Below are 23,811 nucleotides of genomic sequence, written 5' to 3'. Positions count from 1 at the left end.
GTTTAAATTTTTAATTGCCTGGTTTTATATTCATATCAATCGTTGGTATATACCATACATCTTTTGTAAGATCAATTCCACCACCCATCTCTTCCTGCACTACTCGGTCAATAATATATACTCCTTTTTTTGCCATGTCATCAAAATTATCCATCCCATCATTTGGAAAATTGACCCTTGTTCTATGGATGTTGAATTTTTCTGAAAATTTACGTCCAAAAGTATTTTCCACGCCCTCTTTACCATACATAAAGCCCAAAAGACCGCCCCAAGTTGCGGTAGGATTATCAGAATCCCATCCAGACAATACTCCGATTTTAATCGTTTCCTTTAGGTCGCCTTCCCCGTATAAAAGACTAACGATACTTGCGGCGAAATTAATTCCGCCAACAAAACAGCCGTTGCAGAATATATTTTTTGAAGTAATGTCATATCCATCTTCTTGGTTTACCTGATAGCGCGTATAGACATCATCACGTGCTTGCTCCCAGGGTACATTTGCATCATACCTGCTTTTTACAAAATCGTACATTTTTGCGGAATAGGAATCGTTGGGCAGTCGTTTACGGGCTTCGGCCGCCATCCATTGCGTCTGTTCTTTTTTTGATAGATCTTGGTCAACGGCGGAGGCCAAAGAATACATGATTACATAGAATTCAGATATCCATTTGGCATTTTCCCTAGCTGTGGTCAGAATGGGCATTTGTGCCATTTCTAAGGCTACATCGGGGCGGGAAGGAGCAAATAGTCCGAAAATTTCCGTAGTCAATTGGGCATCTATCATTTCATAATAATTGTCGTATATACTGTCTTTTGAAATTTCAGGATCACTTGTTTCTGGTGGAACTATGCCGGTTAACATTAATTCCAGGGCCCTTTGGTTGGCTACCCACAGGTAGTTTTCCTCTTCATGTTTCATGTGTTTTAGCCACCCTTCCTGAATTTGCTTTCCAGTTAGCACGGAAGTTTTATTGGTATACAATAAGTGCTGGTACATATATTCGAGGTCGGTATCATCATCGGCGCCCCAGACTTCATCTTCCCCTCGAAAAACAAAATCTATTGTTTCTGACAAATCACTTGGAGTATCACCGGACCAAATGTTCGGTAGGTCTGAAGTTCCCCAATCCTCCCTAGTATAGAAATCCCCAGTTTTAATTTCCCCAATATTACCGATCTTGTCCATTTCGGTCACCAATCCGGTCCAATTTGCAATACATTCGGCAAGCCAAAATCCGTACAATTTATTGGCATATTCCGAACGGGGAATTGCATGGTCCGTAGGTTTAGGCGAATAGTCCGTATAGGTAAGACTGGAATCTTGCAAAGCATTTATGGACTCATTTTGTTTTGTATTTTTAGTGTCCTTGCAAGATATGCCCAGACAAGAAACCAAGAGTAAGGTGGTTATGATTCTATATTTCATGTCCTTTATTTTGTATTTGAATTTAGAAATTTATCTATTTCGACCCTAAAAGGCACTGAAGGCTGTGCACCTTCTTTAGTAACCGATATTGCCGCTGCTGCAGAAGCAAAAGTTATAGCATCCTGCAATGCTATGCCATTTGTTATGGCAACGGCCAAGGTGCCATTAAACACATCTCCTGCGGCCGTGGTGTCTTTTGCTTTTACTTGAAAGGCTTTGAAGTATTTCACACCCTTGGCTGTGCATAAAAGACTACCGCTTACACCTAAGGTAACAATTACGTTCTTGACGCCCATATCTAAAAGATGCTCAGCTGCTTTTTGAGCTGATGTTTGATCAATTACATCTATACCCGTCAGTAGACTTGCCTCGGTTTCATTGGGTGTTAATAACCATATTTTCTTTAATAAGCTTTCAGTTAACTGCTTTGCCGGTGCGGGGTTTAATATGAGTTTTACCTCGTTTTGAAAGGCTATATCCGCAATAAATTCAACCGTTTCCAAAGGGGTTTCCAACTGCAAAAGAACTACCTGAGCATTTTTTATCAAATTATGGAACGGCACAAAATCCTTGGGCATTAACTTCATGTTGGCTCCAGGTGCTACAGCAATGGAATTTTCGCCTTTGTCCGATACAAATATTTGAGCGATTCCTGTGGCTGTATTTGCATCGGTTAAGATGTGGTCTGAATTAAAACCTTCCTTTTCAAAGTGCTTTTTCATGTTCTCACCGAAAAGGTCATTACCTACTTTGGCTATAAATGAAACATTACCTCCACAACGAATCGCCGCTACAGCTTGGTTGGCACCCTTTCCACCGAATACCATACTTGACGACCCCCCTAAAACAGTTTCCCCAATTGCAGGAATTCTTGCCAAGGAGATGACCAAATCCATATTCGAACTTCCTACGACGACTAGTTTCATATCAAGCTACTTTAGAATATATAATTAATCCAAGACCAACAAGAAAACAGATGAACATGGTTGCTATTAACCAATTTTTTGATTTTGGCAATTCCTTTAATTCTTTCCAAATAAAGACACCCCACAGTGCTGCTACCATAGTGGCGCCTTGTCCAAGTCCATAGGCAATAGCTGGCCCTGCCTGTTCAGAAGCAATAATACTAAATGACATTCCCAAACCCCATATTGCCCCTCCGAGAATACCAATAAGATGTAATTTGGGAGTTCCCATAGAAAAATAATCTTTATACGCTACAGGTTTACCTGCAATGGGCTTGTACATGTTTATGGTATTGAATAATACGTTGGAAATTAATATTCCAATTGCAAAAACAACCAAGGCTGTATAGGGTGTTAATTTTCCAATCTCTGGTGTTACAAAATCTGAGGACATTGATTGAGCCACGTATTTATAAAAGAAGCCCATGGCTATACCTGCTAGCAAAGAAATCAAAATACCCTTAAGTGGAGTCTTTTCTTGTTTTTTAAGAATGTACTTATATGCCAATGCATCTAGAATTATGGCTACCATAACGAAGAATACACCAGTAAACAGGATAAAAGGATCACCTTCCGGATTGTACATAAAATTGGTGATTACCCCTAAAACCAAAGCAATGCCAATACCCACTGGAAATGCAATCGCCATACCGGCCAAGTCAATGGCAATGACGAGCAATATATTGGCAAAATTGAAGATGATGCCTCCCAAAAGGGCGTAACCCAGGTACTTTGTTTCCGATTGATTAAGATCCACCAGAAAACTTCTTCCCATTTCCCCGTTAGAACCCATGGTAAATGCCAGAAGCACTGTAATAATTAGAATTCCGAAGGAATAATCCCAATAGAATAGCTGGAAGGGCCATTTTTGGCTGGAAAGTTTTTGAGTATTGGCCCAAGACCCCCAGCATAGCATCGTAATTAAGCATAGAAAAACAGCAACGGAATAGTTCTCGATAACGTACATAGGAATGGATTTGATCGACTTTAGGTTGATTAATTTTGCACAAACGTTTGCGCAAACATATTAAAATTTAATTAAATGATAATAAAGTTCTCAACTTAAGAGCTTATATAGCGTACCGATTCCCTTATAATGAGTTCTGTCGGAATTTTCATTGATGTGATATTGAAATCCTTTTTTATTTCAGTAAGTATAGCTTTTACAGCAAGTTCGCCAATTTTTTCTGAATTCTGTCTTACTGTCGATATTGTAGGGTTTAAGAGGGACAAATAAGGATTATCGTCAAAAATAATGAGTGAAACTGCATCGGGTATAGTAAGACCAAGCTCCTTTACAGCTTTTAAAACTCCAAAACCAATTAAATTATTCATGGCCAAAATAGCTGTTGGGGGCTTTTTCAATTGCAAGACACATTTAGTACTTTCAAATCCATTTTGAACACTGAATGCTGTCCCAACGATCAACTCTTCGGCTACTTCAATATTGGCTTGCTTTAGGGCGTCCAGGTATCCCTTAGTTCTTTCTTGAACCAACTCGTTCAAAGGGCTACCGCTAATAAGGCTAATTCTACGGTGTCCATTTCTAATTAGTTCACTGGTAGCATTAAACGCCCCTTTATAATTTTCTGAGGTCATATAAGGGATGCCCGAATCACTAAAGTATCTGTCAACAAATACCAAAGGAATTTTTTGTTTTCTAATTTTATTAAAATGTTGGTAAGCGTCCCCTACAGGGGCTACAATGAGTCCATCAACTTTTCTACCCATCATGGTCTTTACCTGTATTTTCTCTTTTTCGACATCTTCACCAGAGTCAACAAGAATTATCGAGTAATGCTCCCTTGAAGCCCATCTTTCGATATTTTTTGCCATAATAGCAAAAAACGGATTCGCTATGTTGGGAACCATTAAACCTAAAGTAAAGGTTTGAGTAGCCTGCAGACCCTTGGCAATAAGGTTAGGGGCGTAACCAACCTCCTCGGCATACTTGAGTACAGTTTCAGCTGTTGCATTACTTATTCTTGATTTCTTGCCCTTTCCGTTAAGAATTCTAGAAACTGTACTTACCGAAATATTTAGGTCTTTTGCAATTTGTTTTAATGTTGGCATTCAATTAATTTAAATCAAGAAAAGGTCATTAAAAGGTCTAGACCCAAATTGGTTCAATTTTTATCACACCTAGATGGGAATTCAAAAATAAATGTAATTAAAGTTTTTTGTGATAGAAAGTGATAATCCATTCTTTGTCAACTACTGACTACTTTTCGACTTATATGTTACTCAGCTCCTATTAAGTGAAGAAAAAATATCTTTATTGAAAAATGAAATCAATTTAGATTAAGCTTTTGCAATAGGTGATTATTTGATTCAACTCTTTGTTCCACAATGAACCTAATTCCGCCCCCATGCTTACCGAAGATTAAGAAAATAAAAGTAGTTTGTTGGTAGATTTATTGACCTAGAGGTGTGATTTTTTTGCAAATAAAAAACTTTCCAAAAAAAGATTAAAAACAAAAAATCCAACCACTTTCATGGTTGGATTTTTTTGTCGGGGTGGCAGACTTAGCCGAACATCCACAATATACTGTTATTCAGTATTTTATATTCAATTGTAAAATTTTGCACACCTGATTGCACAACAAAAACATCAAAAGAACTTCGGAGATATAATTTGCTCTCATTTAGTTCCATTAAGATACAAAAAATTGTAGAAACAATTTAATGATAGGCCTATTGGTCGGATCTTTAAGTAATGGTCTTAAGAATGCCCGAAGCTTCGAAAAACCTACATATAATTGTACGTCAATTATTAAAATTCACTCCTTGAAGCAATAAAATTTAGGACATGGAAATCCAACAACTTTTAAACGCGATTTTTATGTTTCCAAACCTGGTAAAAATGCTGATTACATTTAAACTGTGGAACCTCCGGCCCCACTTTAACAAACCTCAATTACCTAACAAGAAGTAAGTTGAGGTTTTTTTAGTCAACAACTGAAAAAAATCAAAATTAGTTTGATTTGATTGTTACTATTATCAAAACAATTAAATGAGTATTGAACTTTTTAGAATTTTTTTTAGAAATTGAATCTTGTTACTCGTTTCAAGTTCTAAATTTTCATGAAAAAACTTCTTGTAATAATGGGGGCTGGATCCTCAGTTGAGTTTGGTATGCCTCTTGTCAAGGAGGTCGATATACTGTTAAATAAATGGTCTTATAGACATTTTTCCATTATTGATTCAAGTAAAATTAATGATAACCTTTATAATTGGGTTAAAAACAATTTTCCATTATCAAAGGATGACAGTTTTAATTTTGAAGAAACCCTTCATATAATTCAAATAATAGGTTCATTGAGTTCAAGGAAGGACAGTCATTTACCAGATATTTTTAGTTTAGACAACAAAAACCCCTTCCCTAAAATCCAATGGGCTTCCGGAGTTGAAAAAATAGCTGATTCAAGTGATTTTGTAAAGTTGAATGCACTGCTAAACCAAGAACTTACAAACTATTTTAGAAAAAAGAGTTCTGAATTGACTTTAAATTTTAAATCTGAAATTAAGCAAGTAGCGGATTTTTTAGAATACATATCCAATTATTTTCAATTAGGATTTATCAATTTGAATTATGACAATGTTCTGGTTTCCGCAATGCCTGATTTAAATACTGGTTTTGATAAAGCAACTGGAGAATTCAAATTAAAAGCGATGTATGATAGCGCTTGGAAATTTTGCTATCATCTTCATGGTTCAGTTCATTTCGATATGCGATCTGACGAAAGAATATTCTGGAATGAAGATTTAGGAGCCAAATTTAGTGTGGGGTCATCAAATAGGAGAAGTTTTGTAACCGAGGAAGGTGCGAATCACCCTATGTCAACTATCATTACTGGCTTGGACAAAATCAATCAAATATATCGGGAACCATTTAGACAATACTTTTTTCAATTAGACCGTAGAATTTATGAGTCCGATGCTATTTTATTCATTGGTTATGGGTTTAATGATTCTTATTTAAACAAGTTAATTAGAACTCATGCGATGGATACCAGTAAGAGAAGAAATATAGTTGCAATCGACTACCAAGATGACGATTCACCCTCCATTTCTGAAGGAGGCAGCCGGTGGGGGCATCAAATTACCAGCACTGTTTATTCCCCATATTTTCAAATGGGAAATGGATCAACTAATTTAATTTATCGTCCAGATACGGTAAGAGAATACAAAAACACTAAAACATTTGAATTCAGTGACAATTATGAGAACCCTTTACATGTTTGGTATTCAGGATTTTTGGATGCATGCCATAATAAAGAAAAGGTTTTGAAAGCATTAAAAGGACACTTTATAATTCCAGATGGGAGTGTAGACAATTTCTTTGATTTTTGAGTTCGTAAATTTCTGATACGTTCCAAGTTAATTAATTAGCCGTGGTCAAAAGCGATACATTTATAAAATGAAACCGGAAGAAATACTAGAATGTGAGGATTTTGGAATGTTACTTAGAAAGGGGTAAGGCTACACTTGCTTGTCCTTAATTACTACATTGTCAAATACTTCATAAATCCTTTGGCCAGAATTGTACACCGGTAATCTGCATATTCACCCTCATTTCCAAACATTCCTTCATAGGGGTTGTAAATTAGCCCAAAAACCCTCAATTCATTCAGCAAGAAATTATACTCCTCTTTACCCAAGATTTCTAATTGGTGCTTCCGTTTTTGATAAACCCGATTAAAATCCTTTTGCTTTTCCCTAATTCTTGAGCTTATTTCTTCCTTTTCATTGGCCAACTTGTTCAAGAGGTCCACGGAAACATGATTTCCACTTAATTCCCCTTTCTTCAACCTGTTTTCTTCGAGTTCTTTGTTGAGTTCTCGTAGAGCATCTTGATGAGCAACAAATTCTACCTCAGTATTCACAAAAGAAGATAGAATCAATACTTGATTATCATTAAGTAAAGAAGCCAAATCCAAATACCTAGACACATAATCGTATTCTTCGGGTTCTTTAATCTGGCCTATAAGGATTTTTTTCAATCTCTCAATTTTATTTTCTGAGTTGGCCCTGGAAGCTTTGATAATTGCGGTTTCAATTAAATCCCTAAGCTCAATCCTCTGGGTGTTCTCCAAATCAAACTCTGGCTCAATTTCCCTGATTCCTTCTTCAAGCTTTTCTAGAAAAGAACTGACCCTTTTCATCTTGACTTCAGATTGAATTCCAAAAAAGGTTTCCAAAAACAAATTTGTGACACCAGTTGCTACAAATGGGTCCCCTGTTAATGCCGTAGCCACTGGAGCACCAATAACAGTTAATATTGACTTAAACGCAATTAGTTTATCTTGTAAATCCAGTTTATCAGAACCCATGTTGCATCATTAATATCAATCAATATAATAAACAGTTATATTTAAAGTGGTTTCCATTTCTTAAAAGTTAGTTTCCAGTGTAATGTTTTTAACGTTAAATAGATTTTAAACTCATGGACAAGTCAACCAAGCCAAAGCAATTTTGCTTTGTCCTAATGCCTTTCACAGATGACTTTGATGACATCTACCAACTCGGTATAAAGCAAAGCTGCATAGATGCCGGTGCCTATTGTGAAAGAGTGGACGAACAAATATTTACTGAATCAATCATGGAGCGTGTCTACAATCAAATTTCAAAAGCTGATTTCATTGTTGCTGACATGACCGATCGCAATCCCAACGTTTTTTATGAAGTTGGATATGCACATGCTTTGGGCAAACGAACAATTTTAATAACACAAAACGTTGAAGATATCCCTTTCGACTTGAAACACTATCCCCACATAGTTTATGGCAAAAAAATTGGCAAGCTTAAGGAAGATCTAACTGCAAGAATTTCATGGTTTCGTGATAATCCAACTGACAGTGAAAAAAAGTTGGATGTAGATATTGAACTGTTTTTAGAAAAAAATTCGCTGGCTAATCATGGAGTTAGGTATGCTGCAGATAAATCCCATGGTCCATCTCCGCTCATAACAATATTCAATAATTCTTTTGATATTTATTATCCGGAAGACTACAGGCTTGGTATTATCACTGATTCAAATTATGTTGGACTCACACATGGAAGTGGCACTGTGGAAGGCATCAAAACAATCAAATTACCTGATGGAAGAAACTTGCACATGTGCCAAAAAATGCAAGAGATACTTTATCCAAAATCGTATACAACTATCCTTTTATACTTATCTCCAAATACTTCACATAAACCTGGTCCTTTGGAAGGAATTGATTACAGATACCAAGGAGAGCAAGAAATTATAATTAGGGTTTTTACACCTGATGGATATAGAGATTTCTATCTTACAGTGAGCTATCAAGGGTTTGATTTTTAACAACCAACATTGGTACTTCTGATAAAGCACAGTATAGGCAAAAGGATTCTATAAAACACTTGAAGATTTGTCTGTCCCTCAATCCTGATTAAATTCCCTTTAAGCCCAGACAGTTCATTTAATAGCTTTCGATTATCCCCGAGATATGCCCATGACCCATAAGTTAAAAAATTATTTCGGATAATAAGGCATTAGTTCTTTGGCTAGGAATTTAATAATTTCCCCATTTTTTTGCGGTTGATAACCAACGATGCATTCATGCCCGCCAAATTGAAAAATCCAGTCCATACATGTTCCACAGGGTGTAAATCTGACCCTTTCCGCCACTACAAGTATAGCCACTAATTTTTTTTCACCATCACTTATCATCATTGATATAGCACAGACTTCAGCATGTAAATCCTTATTTCTATATAACTGTTCAATATTACAACCACTATAATAATTACCAGAAGAAGATATTACCGATGAACCAACTTTAGTATTTTCTGCGACTGCATTCTCTCTAGCATTCCAAGCAAGTTTCGAGAGTCTTTTCCAATCTATGCTAATATCACGCTTGCCTTGCATTATAATTTCCTATTTTTTAAAAATCTCGCTGTATGCAAGAAATCCATTATACATAAAAGGTTAAAATAGTCTATTTTTAATACAAAACAATCTACTATGATACTAAATCATGAGGAGTTAAAGCAAGAAAAATTAATCAAAAATGCAATTGAAGGTAATTATGACAATGCATCTTATGATTTGCGTATTTCTAAAATAATAACAGTAGATGGTGAAGAAAAAACATCACATGAAATGGAACCCAATTCAATGGTTTTTGTTATTTCTAAAGAGAAAATTAAATTACCCCCTGATAGAATAGGATATGCTTTTATTAAAACTAGACTATCTCAAAGGGGAATAATGGCTAATAATATTGGAATTATTGACCCTCAATACAATGGATATTTATCTACAGTATTGACCAATTTTGGAAAAAACAAACATTTAATATGTGAAGATGGAGATTTCCTAAGAATAACAATCTCAAAGTTTAATAAACCTACTAAGAATAAACCCTTAGGATTTAAAATGTTAAGCAAGGAGCATTATGTTTCAATGATTAAAAATAAAACAATGAAATACTTAGATGAGAATTTCATTAATATAAAAGAAGAAGCGCTTCGGATTAAGAATACTGTTGATAAAAGTCATAAGGAATCACAAAGGAGATTTTGGAGAAATATTAGAGGTTGGGTAACTGGATTAGGCTTACTTTTTGCAGCAATTACTCTCGGTTTGCGTTCATATATAGTTTCTGTACAGAATGATGAAATTCTTGAGTTAAAAAATGAGGTAATTAAAATGCAAGAAACTTTTTTTTTAGACAATACAAATAAGGCGAGATTTAACAGAACTTTAAATAGTTTGGATGAAATGGATGTATATTTATATAAGGAATTGGAGCAAATTTCGACTAAGTTAGATAGTATAATAAACAAGAGCAAATGATTAATATTGTTGGAGAAAACATAAATCATATTCAACTTGAACTTTATAAAAATCTATTAAAAGGTGGATGTAAAGTAAATGTTAGAGGTTCCTCTACTGTGGAATTATATCCTGTTTATATTAAACTGGATAATCCTCGAAAAAGACTTACTACCTTAGTGAATAGGAGGTGGAATCTTCCTTTTGCTATTGGTGAGGTTGCTTGGCATTTAAGTGGTTCAAAGGATTTTGATTTTATATCTTATTATTCTAAAAATTGGAAAGTTGCCCTGGAAGATAATGAAGATGAAATCAGAAATAGCTGTTATGGATACCAGATATTTTCAAATAACAATAAAGTTTGGAATGGACTTATAACTGAGCTACTCAATTACCCAAATTCTCGAAGGGCCGTTATAAGTCTTCTTGATTCTAAAAAAACTTTAGGAAAAAATGTTAGAGATGTTGCTTGTACCTCAACTATTCAATTCTTAATTAGAAATAACAAACTTGATTGTATTGTTAATATGCGAAGTAATGATATTGTCTGGGGACTTCCAAATGATATTTTCTTTACTACAATTCTCCAAGAGTGGCTTGCAATAATCCTAAATGTGGAATTAGGGGTTTATTATCACAATGTTGGTTCACTCCACGTTTACGAAAGGCATTTTGAACTCCTAGAAAATATTCTTAAAAATCCTATTTATTACGACATCGGAATGCCCAAAATGGACAATATCCATAACATTGAATCTTTTGTAAATTTCGAAGAACAGATTAGAAAAAGTGATTCAATCCATCATAATTTAGATGGTTATTGGGGAGAAATGCTAAATATATTACTCCTAAGATCTAATAAGGTTTCTAATGATAGTAAAAGAAAAGTAATTAAGCAATCATATTATAAAGAAGTGCTACAATTATGCCCGAAAGACTATCTGTTTAATAAAACACTTAATTTAGTTTCTTTGTAAGCTTCCCTTAAAACCGAACTGTTTAAAAGCAGAACGATAAGACCCCCAAATCTTACCCCAACTTTTGCGCATGGATCCTGTCGGGTTTTTGTAGTGTTCCGGTAGATAAGCGTAAAGCAAAAACCCGAAAGGGCGCAACCTACTTGTTGAAGTTCAATAGCCCCTGGCCTTATCGATGCCCCTTCCAAGGGATTTGATAATTCTGGCCGCCAATAAGTCAGTCCGTTGATAGGGATTCCAAGCTTTTTATCAAACTTGCACGGTGGTGAAGTATCTAGTTGATAATTCTCCAAAAAGTGTTGTTTAACCTCCGAGGCTTGGTTAAAATGGGCATGATTTTTTATGTCATCTCCTCTAAAATATTGAACCGCTTTGCTATGCAAATTGATTGGTTGAAATCTACTTTTTAATGGATTTGACGCAAATCCTCCACTAAAAATGGGCGTTCGCAGGGCATTTATCGAAAAATGGCAAGCGAATCTTGATTTTTACGCTAAAAATTCCTCGGTTTTATTGGGCTAAACTTATTTTTAAGTTAATAATGCTATGAAAGCCATCAACCAATATTATCAAAAAACACTCTAAAACTGGGCTTTGCCGGAGGAAAATGAATATATAGCACCGCGCTAGCGTGCTATCCTCTTGCTATTCTTTCGTCCCGCAAGCGGGACCGAATAAATACAAGCTGATTTTGAAATCAGCTACCACTGTAATTTTATGTTGTCTGTACGGACTTTAGTTTAGGAAAGTCAAATCAAATAATTACTGCCGTACGATAGTGTTCTAAGACACTTTCTAAAGATAATGAATTAAGTGCATTTTTTGGTTGTTCCATATGATGAGAAACTTTTTTAACTAAGATTTGTTCATCATTGTACTACACGAGCAAATTTTTAGAGTAGGCTATATGGAGTATAGTTAATTTAAAAGAAAAAGGTAGTTTAAGTAAAAAAGGATATTGGTGAAGAGATTTTGGGGTAGTTTCTAAAAAGTTCAGATTCTCTTGACTACTACGTGTTAAAATTAAAATAAACAAGGACGGGTTTTCCGTCCTTGTTTCAACCAAACTAACAACTCAAATAATTCCTCAACATCTAATTTTTTATTTCCCGTTTTACCGATGCAAGCCAGGACTTGTGTAACTGCAAAAGTTCTTTCAACATATTAGGATTTGAATTGGCAAGATTATTTTGCTCACCTATGTCATCATCCAAATTCACTAAAAAGAGTCTAGGCATTTCTTTCTGTTTCTCTTCCCCTAATGGTTCAATCACATTTCCTATAAGTTTCCAAGGTCCTTTACGTACGACCCATTGGGCTGTTTTATCATCATAACCTCCCAATTGCCAATATACCGCGTCATGCTGTGAATCCGTTTCAGCACTTTTGATAATGGGCATTAAACTCTTCCCATCCACTTTTAGACCAGTAATATCAATATTCGCCAAATCCGCAACCGTACTGAACCAATCGGTCTCCATAGCCAGTTGACCTCGAACCTCATTAGCCGGAATTTCTTTAGGATATCTAATAATAGCCGGAACACGGATGCCGCCTTCGAACATGCTAAACTTACTGCCTCTATAGGGACCTGCATTTCCTCCGCCATAGAAAGCCCTCGCTTCCCTAGAATGACCGTGATCGGATTGAAAAATGACAATGGTATTATCGGTCAGACCTTTTTCATCCAGATAATCCAATATCTTACCAATCTGTTCATCCGTATTTGATAAAAATGATGCATATTCCTTTCTAGGTGTGGGTAGGTCCTTATAGTGCTCCAACCATTTTGGGGTACCTTGATAAGGATAATGTGGCGCATTGAAAGCCCAATAGATAAAAAATGGGTTTTCTTTCTGGTCATCTACAAATCCCTTAATCTCATCAACCATCAGGGCTGAAAAATGGTCTCCTGGATAATAGACTTCCTTTTCATTTCGGTAAAGATCATGTTTATTGGGTCCATCCCAAAAGAAAAAATGCGAGTAATTGTCAATACATCCACGCTGATGCCCAAAGAAATAATCAAAACCTTGTCCATTGGGTAGATTTTGTGGTCGATGACCTAAATGCCATTTTCCAATTAAGGCGGTATTGTACCCGTTATCCTTCAGCATTTCTGCCATGGTAACCTGTTCAGTTGGAAGTCCGTATTGACCTGTTTCCTCAGCCCTTTCTGGAATAGGAACATTATTTGGAAGTCCGGCCCTTAAATTGGTTTTTCCAGTAAGTAGTATGGCCCTGGATGGTGAGCACACAGGGGCACCCGCATAAAACTGGGTAAACCGAACTCCTTCACTGGCCAGCCTATCCATATTTGGTGTGTATAAATCCGTTGCACCGTATGCATTCATATCTACCGAACCCTGGTCGTCCGTAAGGATTACAATTACGTTGGGCTTATCCTTGGTTTTTTGCTGTGACCAACCAAAAATACCAGAAATAAGGAAGCTTAAAAGGATCAAGGGTTTGCTTCTAATTTTCATATTTACTCTGTTTATAATATTCTAATATCCTGGGTTCTGTTCCAAATTGGAGTTTAACAAGATATCCCTATCCGGTAATGGCCATAGGTAATCCCTATCAGGATTAAAACTTCTACTCTCGATCACATTTCCATTTTGATCAAGACCATCTTGGTTCATTACAATCTCAGCAGTACGCCATCTGATAATATCCTTGTAATAAAGCCCCTCCCCTGCAAACTCAACTCTTCGTTCCAAACGCAAGGCATCCCTAAATTCTGATTGTGATAATCCGGCCATAACATCAGGCATATTAACTGATGGTCTATTTCTTACTTCATTTATGGCATCGTAAGCTCTTGAAGTTGGTCCATTCAGTTCGTTCTCTGCCTCTGCAATTGTCAACAATATTTCAGCATATCTAAATAAAATTGGATTGATTTCTGATTGATTTGGTTGTGGCGCCGTTCGAACCTCATTATCGGTGAAGTACGTGTACTTTTTATAAGCATAACCGGTCAAATCCGCAAAGAGTTCATCCCCAGTTACCAACTGCCCATTAAACATGGAACCAATAGTGATAAGGGTTTGATTTAAACGCGGATCCCTATTTTCAAAAGGGGTTGACGAATCATATAGGGCTGATTCTTCTATACTTTGACCATCCGTCATTAAATAGGCGTCGACTAAGCTTTTAAAGACATTACCCTGTTGAAATAATTCATGATAATTATTCGTAATTTCAGGAAACTGAAAGCCTACATCAAAAATCACCTCACTATTTCGCTCATTTTCCAACAAAAACAGTCCACGATAATCTGGAAAAAGGCTGTATTCGTTCAAATCAACTACAGCTTGCGCAGACGTAAGTGCCTCTGACCACCTTTCATTATATAAGGCAGACCTTGCCTTTAAGGCCAACGCGGCACCCTTTGTGGCCCTTCCTTGGTCAGTACTGGTATACGATACCGGTAAAATGTTGGCTGCTGCATCCAGGTCCACATAAATAACCTCTAGAATTTCCTGTTTTGAATTTCTAGGCAATTGACCTTGCGTATTATTATTAGGCGGGTCTAAAATTAAAGGCACACCCCCATAATACTCAATTAGATTATGATAGTAAAACGCCCTTAAAAATCGTGCTTCTCCTATATACCTAGCCTTTAAGTTTTGATCCATTGGTACCGCATCTATATTTGCTAAAAATGTATTGGTTCTTCCAATTCCCTCATAAGCAATCTGATACCGAGTATTGATCAAAGGTAAGGTAGGATTATTGTCCCCACGAGCTATAGATGAAGCACCACTGGAATCATCAATTTCAAATGCATTAGGGGTTATATCTTCCAACTTTAGCAACCAGGATCCTTCGCCATTGTAAGGACCCAATAGAGGTTCGTAGCAACCTGTTAGAGCCGCTTGGGCATTATCTTCAGAGGTCCAATAAGATTCAACTGAACTCTGATCCGCAGGTTCAAGTTCTAGGAGTTCTTTTGAACAACTCACTAAAATTGAAATACAGAAAAATGATATATATATGTATATGGATTTTTTCATGATATTTTTATTAAAATGATACGTTAAGACCAATCGTGTAAATTTTGGTCGATGGGTAATCAAAAAAGTTGTTTCCGATTAAATCGGTTTCAGGGTCAAAGTCTTTTAAAGGAGTAAATGTTAAAAGGTTTTGGGCATTGCAAAATATTGATAGCTTGGTCATACCCAAATTTTCCAATAAGGCGGCACTAAAATCATAGGCCAGTTGAATATTTTTTAATCTTAAATAGGAAGCATCAAGTAACCAAAAGTCACTTGGCCTAAACAATGTTGCCTGAGTATCCTGATATCGAGTCAATAGTGGAAAACTTGCATCACTATTCTCAGGAGTCCAAGAATCATTGGCCCAACCTACAGGTAATGAAGTTCCGAACCAGAATGGTACCCCGGATACATGTTTATTATAAGTTTGTACCCCTTCTACACCTTGCCAAAAAGTGTTCAGGGAAAAGTTTTTGTACCCAAAATTGATATTAAAGGAATAGGTGTATTTTGGGATAGTACTTCCTTCAGCCTGTCTATCATTTAAATCGATAACACCATTATTATCTAAATCCTTATATTTAATATAACCAGGTTGTGTATCTGTACCTTGAAAAGCATGAGCGTCAATTTCCTCTTGAGATTGAAATAGTCCATCCGCTTGATATAGCAAGAATTGATTTATAGGTTTTCCTTCTTGCGTGATATTAAGAGGACCTCTCCCATCCGTAGAATTATCTTCCAGAATTATTTCCCCATTCAGGTCAACTACCTTGTTCGTGATGTATGTCAAATTTCCGGATATGTCGTATCTAAAATCTCCAAGATAGTTTCTATGCCCGATGGAAATTTCAACACCATCGTTCTCGATGGTTCCGATATTCCTAATCGGGCCTCCGAGAGAACCCACTTGGGAAGGGATTCCAACTGGCCTTAAAACGTCCTCTGTTGTTTTATCAAAATATTCAAAGCTAGTGGTTAGTTTGCCTCCAAAGAAAGTAGCATCCACCCCAATATTGGAAATGGTAGTGGTTTCCCAAGAAATTTCATCATCATTATCAACTAAAACAGCCGTACCTGGGTTTATAGTGTTCCCAAAAGTATAATCCTGACCAGGAGAAATAAGATCCAAATATCTAAAGAAACCTATCCTTTCATTACCTAATTGACCCCATGAGGCCCTAATTTTCAATTGGCTTAACCAGTCCACTTCCTTCAGAAAGTTCTCCTCGTTAATTCTCCAACCAGCTGACATGGAAGGAAAAAATCCCCACTTATTTCCCGGTGCAAAACGAGAGGAACCGTCATATCGAAAATTAGCTTCTAAAAGGTATTTATTATTCAGAACATAGTTTGCCCTACCAAAGTAGGAGATTAAACTAGACTCCCTAGAAGTTCCACTTACGATTGGATTGGTACTACCTGCATTAAGTTCGTAAAGGTCATTACTTAAGTAGCCCTCATTTGAGGCTGTAAAGAAACTATCGTCAAATTTTTCATAGCTGGTACCCAATAGAATTGCAAGATCTGTTCTATCTGAAAATGATTTATCCCATTTCAAAGTATTAAAAACGGTCCAGTTGAGTGCTTCATCATTTCTTTGATCCACACCTCTTTGTTGCCCTGCAAACGTTACATAAGGGTTACCTCCTGCCTGAATTTGGGTCGGTTCTTTTGTTTTGGCATCATATAGAGTAATTTGTGGAGTAAAAATTTTGCGTCTTTCATTTTCACTCGTTAAACCAATATTCAATTTGTAAACAATATTAAAAGGCAACTTTACCTCAGCAAACGTATTAAGGAACAATTTCAAATTTCTGATATCTGTATCACCCTCATCAGTTAAGGCTAAGGGATTACGAAATCTTCTGTGGCCAGGTATATCAAAAAAATTCATTCCGTAATTCCCATCCTCCAATTTGGTAGGATGATAGGATTGGGCCTTGAAAATCATTTCCATGACTTCCTGTATTCCTACAACAGGTTCATTCCTTGTCTTATAGGAGAAATTAAAAGTACCACCAATGGTGATATGTTTATTTAATTCGGAATTTACCGTAAAATTGGTATTGTAACGTTCAGAATCAGTACTTCGCAATACCCCATTTTGGTCCAGTATTCCTAGAGATAGGGCATACGTTGATTTTGCACTTCCTCCTGTAAATCTAAGATTGTGCTGTTGGATAATAGCAGGGTCAAACATGATATCATACCAATCATTGTTTGGATATGTAAAAGGGTCGGTTTGCATGCCCTGACGATACTCATCTATTAAGCTTTGCGGAAATACCAGTGCATCTTCACTAGTTCCAAAATTTAATTGTGCCTGGGAATATAATTCCATCCAGCGAACAGGGTCTTTAACTACTCTTGGAAGTGAAATTACTTCTTGTACTCCAACAGAATTACTGTAGGATATCTCTGATTGTTCCGAACCTTTTTTGGTCGTAACTAAAACAACTCCGTTAGCCGCCCTAGAACCATAAATAGCAGCGGATGCAGCATCCTTTAAAACGGTGATACTTTCAATATCATTTGGATTTAAATCATTTATTGAAAATTCAATACCATTGACCAACACTAATGGATTATTATTATTCAAGGTTCCAACGCCCCTTATTCTGATAGTGGCGGCATCATTTCCGGGTTGCCCTCCGATCTGGTTTATATATACGCCTTGAACACCTTGTAAAGCTTGGCTGGAACTAGTAATAGGCCTATTCTCCAAATCTTCACTATCCACAGAACTTACGGCTCCTGTAAGATTTAATTTTTTCTGGGTTCCATAACCTACCACTACAACTTCATCCAACCCAGCAGTACTTTCTTCTAGGGTTATATTAATCGTACTTTGGCCATCTACAGTTACTTCCTTTGTCGCAAAACCGATATATGAAATAATTAAAACAGCGTTTTCAGTAGAAAGACTAATGGAATAATTACCGTCAAAATCGGTTTGTGTTCCATTCGTGGTACCTTTCTCAAGGACATTTGCTCCTGGCAGAGGATCTCCATTTGAATCTAAAATTGTTCCAGATACCCGTTCCTGCTCTATTTTTTTACTAACAGCTTCAATTACTTGGTTAGAAGAGTTATCAATGAGTAATGGCTTTTTTTTCCTTACTAATACAATTTGACGTCCTCGCACGGAATAATTTATATCCGTATTCTGAAAAAGCAATTTCAATATTTTATTAATATTTTCTTTTTCAACATTCAACGAAACTCGTCGGTCTAAATTTATTTGTCCGGTCTCGAACAAAAAACGAAATTCAGAGACCTCCTCAATATTGTTAAAAATATTTTCAACGGTTTCATTTTCATGACTTAAACTTAGTTTGGCTTTTTGTGCGTAAGAACTAGCTTGAACCTGAAATAACGAAACGAGTAGAAGAAAAGTTGTTAATTTCATTTTCAAATCCATTTTAGGAAACCACAGTCGAGGCAGCCTACTATTAAGGTATTTTTTCATAATTTTGAAATGATTAAATGATTTTTGGATAAGATTATTTAATTCGAATTCAAATCGGGATAATGGTCTCAAGCATTTCCCGATTTTTTTATTGGTTATTTTGTCATAAGCATTCGTTTATTTAGTTATTGGTCTAGTTAAAGTCTTTATTGAATAATAACCTTGTCTGAGGTTATTTGATATTCAAATTTTTGTATTTCACTAATTGATTTAATTACATCTTCAATACTTTCAATATTTACATTAAACCGAGCATTAAATTTTTTATCGGACAATAGCAGGTTATTATTTTGAATTTGGACCATGTACTTCCTTTCAAGTTTTTTTGCCATATTTTTAAAGGACTCATTCCTAAACAACAATTCTCCCTTAATCCAACTTGTGTAAAGACCAACATCTACTTGTTCAACGGAAGTTGAACTCGCTCCCCTACTCCATGTACCCTTTTCACCAGGATTTAGTACAACATTATTTTTATTGGAATTGGACATACTTACAGAACCTTCTACTAAAACTGTTTTGATATCATTATCCTCCTTATATGAAGTAATATTAAATTCTGTTCCCAGAACTTTGACATCTACTTCATCCGCATGAACAATAAAGGGGTGGTTCTTATCTTTGGATACTTTGAAATAAGCCTCACCTTCAATAAAAACCTCTCTATCCAAACCCTTCAAAAATTTTACGGGATACCTTATTTTGGTTCCGGAATTTAGATGAACAATGGTCCCGTCGGAAAACTCCAAATCAAAAATTTTACCATAAGGAATTTCCAATTCGCTATAAACTAATTCATCTATTTCTGAGGTGGATTTATAACTTATCTTATTTCCTTTCTGTTCCCCCAAAACCTCTCCCGATGAAGACACTAGTTTTTGACTAATATTTTCTTTGAGAATTTTAACAGCATCATTTCCCGTTTTCAATTTTATAGTACCGCTCGTTTGAGTAGCATCAATTTCCGGCTCAAAACGATTTAAGGAAAAGTATGCTATTAAGCCTATCCCTACTAACAAGGCAGCATACTTTAATACAGTTTTCCATAGAGGAATTACTTTGGTTGGTTCAACGGAAATCCTAGACTTAAATAAATCCCACTCTTTTTCCGTATCCATATTTTCTATTAGTTGAATAGCTTCATCGATCAAGCCTTCCTTATTGAGTTCAATTACCAGTTCCCTTTCTTCATTTGAAAGGTCTTCGAGAATTTCTTCATTGATATTCCCAATTTTCTTGGTCCTAAGCAATATTGATTTTAGACGCTCTTTCTTAACCATTTGGAGATGTTTCTTTTCTATATGTTGTAAAAAGGACCACATAGGGTGACACGAAATTTGATTTTTTTGTTAATTTGATAATTATATTTAGACTTTTAGGGCATATTTATACAACACACCTTATTAAATAGGTAATATCTCATTTTATTGGTAGAATTTGTAAATCCTAAAATTAATAGGCATTTGAAAAGTAAACTACGTAGGGAAGTTGATGAAATGGAATCGTTGTTCAAGGAACATTTTGATTTTCTATGCTTGGTCTCTTTAAGCATTCTGAAAGATAAATCTACCGCTAAAGACGTGGTACAGGATTTTTTTCTTTCCTTTTGGAAAAATCGAGAATATATAAACTTAAGTGTTTCTTTTAAGGCATATGCCATAAGGTCCGTAAAAAACATAAGTATCCAAAAATTAAGACAGGCAGAAAAGGAGCAGAAGGCACTAAAAGAATTTTTTCCTTTTGAAAATGAAGATCATATTAATTTTCAGCCTTCCAAACGAAATGAAAAACTTGAAGAACTCCTGAATAAATTACCGGAAAAGAGGAGGAAGATTTTTGTTTCTTATGTAATTAATGGGCAAAGCTATGCAGAGATAGCGGAAAATTACGGAGTTTCAATAAATACTGTAAAAACACAAATGAAAAGGGCCTACCACTTTTTAAGGTCTGAAGCCACGGAAGATTTACTTTATATTTTTATTCTTTTGTTCTCCATACTTTAGATATTATTTCACCTCATCCATTGAGATCATTTTCATTCTTGAAAAAAATAGATGTAAATGGATGAAATTTCATCATTTAGTATGAAATGTGTTTTTTCCGTTTGAAATTTTAAGTATATCATGGCATACGCTGGCAAATACGACTTTTACGAAATTTACAATTTGAATCTCTGGGAAGCCCCATAAATAAATTTAAGATCCGACTTCATAACCCGATGCATGTATATTTTCGGAGGTTTGGTTTTATGTCTGGAATCGACTACATGCTTGCAATGTTGAATAAATGACCTGAGCAAAATAAAATTCACATTGCACCTACTTTCATTGAGTGTCGCGCTCGGCTCACACCCAGAATTTGCATCTCTTTTACTAATTTTTAAGTAACTAAACTACTACCTTATTTCTTTTGTTATATGTGAATGGATTTATCGTGTCGGGGCTGTATTGTTTTCTGACAACAATTGCCTGACCTTGTCAAGGAATTTCATTTCCTCATGGGGTATCAGGTCCAGTACATACGCCAGGACCTTGCCGATATTTCTATGGGGCTGAGGAACGGCACGTGTCCGGAAATTCTCGGTTTCCAATGCCACGATACAGACCTTGATCAAATTGGAGGTCATGAAGGAGTTCTCTTCATATCCCTCCGTTATGAGTGCGGTGCTATAGAGTCCTCTTTCGGGGATATATGGCTTCAGGGCATGGAAATGCATTTTTTCCAGTTCCTTCAATTGGTCGAACAGGGATGTTTCGTTGCCGCTACCCGCATCCTTGATTACTTTTGGGAATGCCTTTTCAAAATCCTTTTCGATTCCATCGATTTGGGCCTTGCACTCATCAAGGTGCCTTTGGAAAATGGACTCTATTTCTTTGATGAAATCCTTCATTTGTTTTTGGATGGCCTTGGCCTGTAACTTTGTAATCTCGAACTCGGTACCATAACGGGCAACGCTATAGGCATGTTCCAATAGGAGCAAAAGTTCATTGCCTTCCGTCCCGGAAGGTTCCACAAAGGGTTGGAGGGTGGGAAAGTAGTGTTTACAGTAATTGATGTGGCTGATGATACTATGGGTCACCATACTCCTACCTATGCACATCTGTTCGATGAATCGGAACGAAAGTTCAAAGGCCTGGTGCATGTTGAAGGTGGCAATTGCATAATCCCCTTCCTTGATAAGTATGTCCGCTATATTGGCAAATGCATTCACTTTTGCCAGTTCCGATCTATGATAGCGGGAAGCCCTCTTCATAAGGTTCCGGTATGCCATTGTGGAAAAATCCATAATGTTCTCCCCTTCGGGATGGGCGAAGATGTTTTCCCCGAGACAGCAATGTTCCAGGAAATACAGCGAGCCCCTTTCAAGGCCCGTTTCGGATTGGCTCTCAGTGTAGACCCTTATCCTGAAATCGGGGCACTTCTTTGCTTTCTTTGCCACCAGTGAACGGATCTCGTTGGGCAACGGATCATTGTTGACATCCACGAAAAGGGTCAGGAAATAATATTCGGTGTTTCCCTCATTTTGTTTTCCGGACAGAAAGGCTCTGTCTATGGTAATTATGTTCAGGATGCCGTTGAGCAGTTCGGACAGATCTTCCGCTCTTTCAAAGTTTTCCGGTATGTTTGTGTAATGTGTCATGGGAACGTGTTTTAAAGGGTTCGATAATCAACGATCATATTAAGGCCACATTTCCAAGTACCCCACCATGGACGTTTGTATTTTATTGAACCAGTTTTGTATTTTACCATCGGATTATTGTGCGAAACACCCTATATTTGAGGTATGGAGACCAAGACGAAGAACCACATAGGAAGAAAGATAGGCCGCATCCGCGAACTACGGGGCATGAAACAGGAGACCCTTGCCGAGGAACTGGGCATAAGCCAACAGGCCGTTTCCAATATCGAGAACAGTGAAATGGTGGATGATGCCAAGTTGGAAGAGATTGCGTCAGTATTAGGTGTAACCAAAGAAGGGATAGAGAATTTCTCAGAAGAAGCTGTATTTAATATTATCAATAATACTTTTAAGGATAATAGTTCTAACAATAACAATTATCTCTGTACCATAAATCCGATAGAGAAAATAATCGAACTTTACGAGCGTCTTGTCAAAGCAGAAAAAGACAAGGTCAGTTATTTAGAAGGGCTATTGAAAAATAAATAAACACTTCTTTTTTAATTTAAACGAACCTCGATCTCGCCATGTATCGAGGTTTTTTTTATGGCATTCCCAATAATTTTAAAATAGAAATGGTTACACCCATGTTTCCAATCTTCCTTCAAAAGCATTAAAGATTCCCTATCTTGTTACCTCTATAAAAGAAATAAACTTACCTAGATACGTTTATACAATTGTTACCTGCAAATAGACAAGAATCAACAAACCATGGATATAAAAGGAGTAATATTTGATTTTAATGGAACCCTATTTTTTGATACACATTTGCATAATCAAGCATGGGATATTTTTCTCAAGCAACATTCAATGGAATTGAGTTATGATGAAAAAAACAAAAATATTCACGGAAAAAATAATGCTGAAATACTATCAAATCTATTTTCAAAGAAATTGTCTTTAGGAGACATCGAAAGACTAAGTATTGAAAAAGAAGATATATATCAATCGCTTTGTTTAAAACAAGATATGAAACTAGCACAAGGAGCGGAAGACTTTTTGGAATATTTACTCAGTAAAGAAATTCCTTTTACAATTGCAACTGCCTCTGACTTTTACAACTTGGAATTTTACTTCGAACATTTGAACTTAGCCAGGTATTTCGATATGTCAAAAATTGTTTATAGCAACGGAAAAATAAAAAGCAAGCCAAATCCCGAAATATTTTTGAAGGCAATGGACATTTTAAAAATCAATGCCAATCAAACATTGATTTTTGAAGATTCTACTTCTGGAATAAAGGCGGCGGAAAATTCTAATGCAAAAAAAATAATAATAGTGAAATCAACCGACGGTAACTATGATGAATGGAATCACCAAATAATTAGTTCATTTTCAGAGGTTGATAAGTCAATGTTCGTAAATAACTGCAGGTAATCGAGTAGACGGGTCCGCCCCTAGTTAGGAACGGACTGCGCCTCTCACACCACCGTGCGTACGGGTCTCGTACACGGCGGTTCGTTATATCAGAACTTTACACT

The 23,811-nt window shown here is 36.2% G+C and carries 19 protein-coding genes; 7 read left to right on the top strand and 12 right to left on the bottom strand.

Annotated features, from left to right (window positions below; all coding sequences use genetic code 11):
• Nucleotides 1–10: 10 nt before the first annotated feature.
• The 4 genes from PP182_RS11040 to PP182_RS11025 form a co-directional block, all read right to left on the bottom strand.
• Nucleotides 11–1,426, bottom strand: a complete 1,416-nt coding sequence (locus PP182_RS11040; RefSeq protein WP_272651309.1) for an ADP-ribosylglycohydrolase family protein — start codon at nt 1,424–1,426, stop codon at nt 11–13.
• A gap of 5 nt (nt 1,427–1,431) precedes the next feature.
• On the bottom strand, nt 1,432–2,352 hold the full coding sequence (rbsK, locus tag PP182_RS11035) for a ribokinase (RefSeq protein ID WP_272651308.1): 921 nt from the start codon (nt 2,350–2,352) through the stop codon (nt 1,432–1,434).
• A gap of 1 nt (nt 2,353) precedes the next feature.
• Nucleotides 2,354–3,358 (bottom strand): GRP family sugar transporter, encoded by a 1,005-nt coding sequence (locus PP182_RS11030; protein ID WP_272651307.1) that lies wholly within the window; start codon nt 3,356–3,358, stop codon nt 2,354–2,356.
• A 95-nt stretch (nt 3,359–3,453) separates the two neighbouring features.
• The gene (locus tag PP182_RS11025; protein WP_272651306.1) at nt 3,454–4,464 is read right to left on the bottom strand and encodes a LacI family DNA-binding transcriptional regulator; all 1,011 of its coding nucleotides are present in this window, start codon (nt 4,462–4,464) and stop codon (nt 3,454–3,456) included.
• 1,011 nt (nt 4,465–5,475) lie between these two features.
• Between PP182_RS11025 and PP182_RS11020 the strand changes: the two genes are divergently transcribed.
• Entirely contained in the window at nt 5,476–6,744 is a 1,269-nt protein-coding gene (locus PP182_RS11020; RefSeq protein WP_272651305.1) for an SIR2 family protein, read from the top strand.
• A 152-nt stretch (nt 6,745–6,896) separates the two neighbouring features.
• Here PP182_RS11020 and PP182_RS11015 read toward each other — a convergent pair whose 3' ends face one another.
• A complete protein-coding gene (locus PP182_RS11015; protein WP_272651304.1) occupies nt 6,897–7,724 on the bottom strand; it encodes a hypothetical protein in 828 nt (275 codons plus the stop codon).
• 113 nt (nt 7,725–7,837) lie between these two features.
• Here PP182_RS11015 and PP182_RS11010 point away from each other — a divergent pair, with 113 nt between their 5' ends.
• Nucleotides 7,838–8,719: a hypothetical protein gene (locus tag PP182_RS11010; RefSeq protein WP_272651303.1), complete on the top strand. Its 882-nt coding sequence runs from the start codon at nt 7,838–7,840 to the stop codon at nt 8,717–8,719.
• Nucleotides 8,720–8,890: 171 nt separating this feature from the next.
• Here the strand turns inward: PP182_RS11010 and PP182_RS11005 are convergent, their stop codons facing one another.
• Nucleotides 8,891–9,289: a hypothetical protein gene (locus PP182_RS11005; protein WP_272651302.1), complete on the bottom strand. Its 399-nt coding sequence runs from the start codon at nt 9,287–9,289 to the stop codon at nt 8,891–8,893.
• Between the two features lie 96 nt (nt 9,290–9,385).
• On the opposite strand from PP182_RS11005, the gene PP182_RS11000 reads away from it, so the two are divergent.
• The gene (locus PP182_RS11000) at nt 9,386–10,219 is read left to right on the top strand and encodes a dCTP deaminase domain-containing protein (RefSeq protein ID WP_272651301.1); all 834 of its coding nucleotides are present in this window, start codon (nt 9,386–9,388) and stop codon (nt 10,217–10,219) included.
• A complete protein-coding gene (locus PP182_RS10995) occupies nt 10,216–11,175 on the top strand; it encodes a thymidylate synthase (protein ID WP_272651300.1) in 960 nt (319 codons plus the stop codon). The genes PP182_RS11000 and PP182_RS10995 overlap by 4 nt, the downstream gene beginning before the upstream one ends.
• On the opposite strand, the gene PP182_RS10990 is transcribed toward PP182_RS10995, so the two are convergent.
• The 5 genes from PP182_RS10990 to PP182_RS10970 all read right to left on the bottom strand — a co-directional run bounded on the left by PP182_RS10990 (nt 11,136) and on the right by PP182_RS10970 (nt 19,931).
• Nucleotides 11,136–11,558: a hypothetical protein gene (locus PP182_RS10990; protein WP_272651299.1), complete on the bottom strand. Its 423-nt coding sequence runs from the start codon at nt 11,556–11,558 to the stop codon at nt 11,136–11,138. The genes PP182_RS10995 and PP182_RS10990 overlap by 40 nt on opposite strands.
• 711 nt (nt 11,559–12,269) lie before the next feature.
• On the bottom strand, nt 12,270–13,661 hold the full coding sequence (locus PP182_RS10985) for a sulfatase family protein (RefSeq protein WP_272651298.1): 1,392 nt from the start codon (nt 13,659–13,661) through the stop codon (nt 12,270–12,272).
• 21 nt (nt 13,662–13,682) lie between these two features.
• On the bottom strand, nt 13,683–15,197 hold the full coding sequence (locus tag PP182_RS10980) for a RagB/SusD family nutrient uptake outer membrane protein (protein WP_272651297.1): 1,515 nt from the start codon (nt 15,195–15,197) through the stop codon (nt 13,683–13,685).
• A 10-nt stretch (nt 15,198–15,207) separates the two neighbouring features.
• Nucleotides 15,208–18,591 (bottom strand): TonB-dependent receptor, encoded by a 3,384-nt coding sequence (locus tag PP182_RS10975; RefSeq protein WP_272651296.1) that lies wholly within the window; start codon nt 18,589–18,591, stop codon nt 15,208–15,210.
• Between the two features lie 206 nt (nt 18,592–18,797).
• Nucleotides 18,798–19,931 carry a FecR family protein gene (locus tag PP182_RS10970; protein WP_272651295.1) on the bottom strand — a complete coding sequence of 378 codons (1,134 nt, stop codon included), beginning with the start codon at nt 19,929–19,931 and terminating at the stop codon, nt 18,798–18,800.
• A gap of 183 nt (nt 19,932–20,114) precedes the next feature.
• Here PP182_RS10970 and PP182_RS10965 point away from each other — a divergent pair, with 183 nt between their 5' ends.
• The gene (locus tag PP182_RS10965) at nt 20,115–20,654 is read left to right on the top strand and encodes a sigma-70 family RNA polymerase sigma factor (protein ID WP_272651294.1); all 540 of its coding nucleotides are present in this window, start codon (nt 20,115–20,117) and stop codon (nt 20,652–20,654) included.
• A gap of 425 nt (nt 20,655–21,079) precedes the next feature.
• Here the strand turns inward: PP182_RS10965 and PP182_RS10960 are convergent, their stop codons facing one another.
• Nucleotides 21,080–22,291: a HEPN domain-containing protein gene (locus PP182_RS10960; RefSeq protein WP_272651293.1), complete on the bottom strand. Its 1,212-nt coding sequence runs from the start codon at nt 22,289–22,291 to the stop codon at nt 21,080–21,082.
• Nucleotides 22,292–22,435: 144 nt separating this feature from the next.
• Between PP182_RS10960 and PP182_RS10955 the strand changes: the two genes are divergently transcribed.
• The gene (locus tag PP182_RS10955) at nt 22,436–22,819 is read left to right on the top strand and encodes a helix-turn-helix domain-containing protein (protein ID WP_272651292.1); all 384 of its coding nucleotides are present in this window, start codon (nt 22,436–22,438) and stop codon (nt 22,817–22,819) included.
• A 222-nt stretch (nt 22,820–23,041) separates the two neighbouring features.
• Nucleotides 23,042–23,707, top strand: a complete 666-nt coding sequence (locus PP182_RS10950; protein ID WP_272651291.1) for an HAD family hydrolase — start codon at nt 23,042–23,044, stop codon at nt 23,705–23,707.
• Nucleotides 23,708–23,811 lie beyond the last annotated feature (104 nt).

The sequence above is a fragment of the Maribacter sp. PR1 genome, assembly GCF_028464145.1.
Classification (GTDB): Bacteria; Bacteroidota; Bacteroidia; order Flavobacteriales; family Flavobacteriaceae; genus Maribacter.
This window is presented reverse-complemented; position numbering and strand designations above follow the sequence as displayed.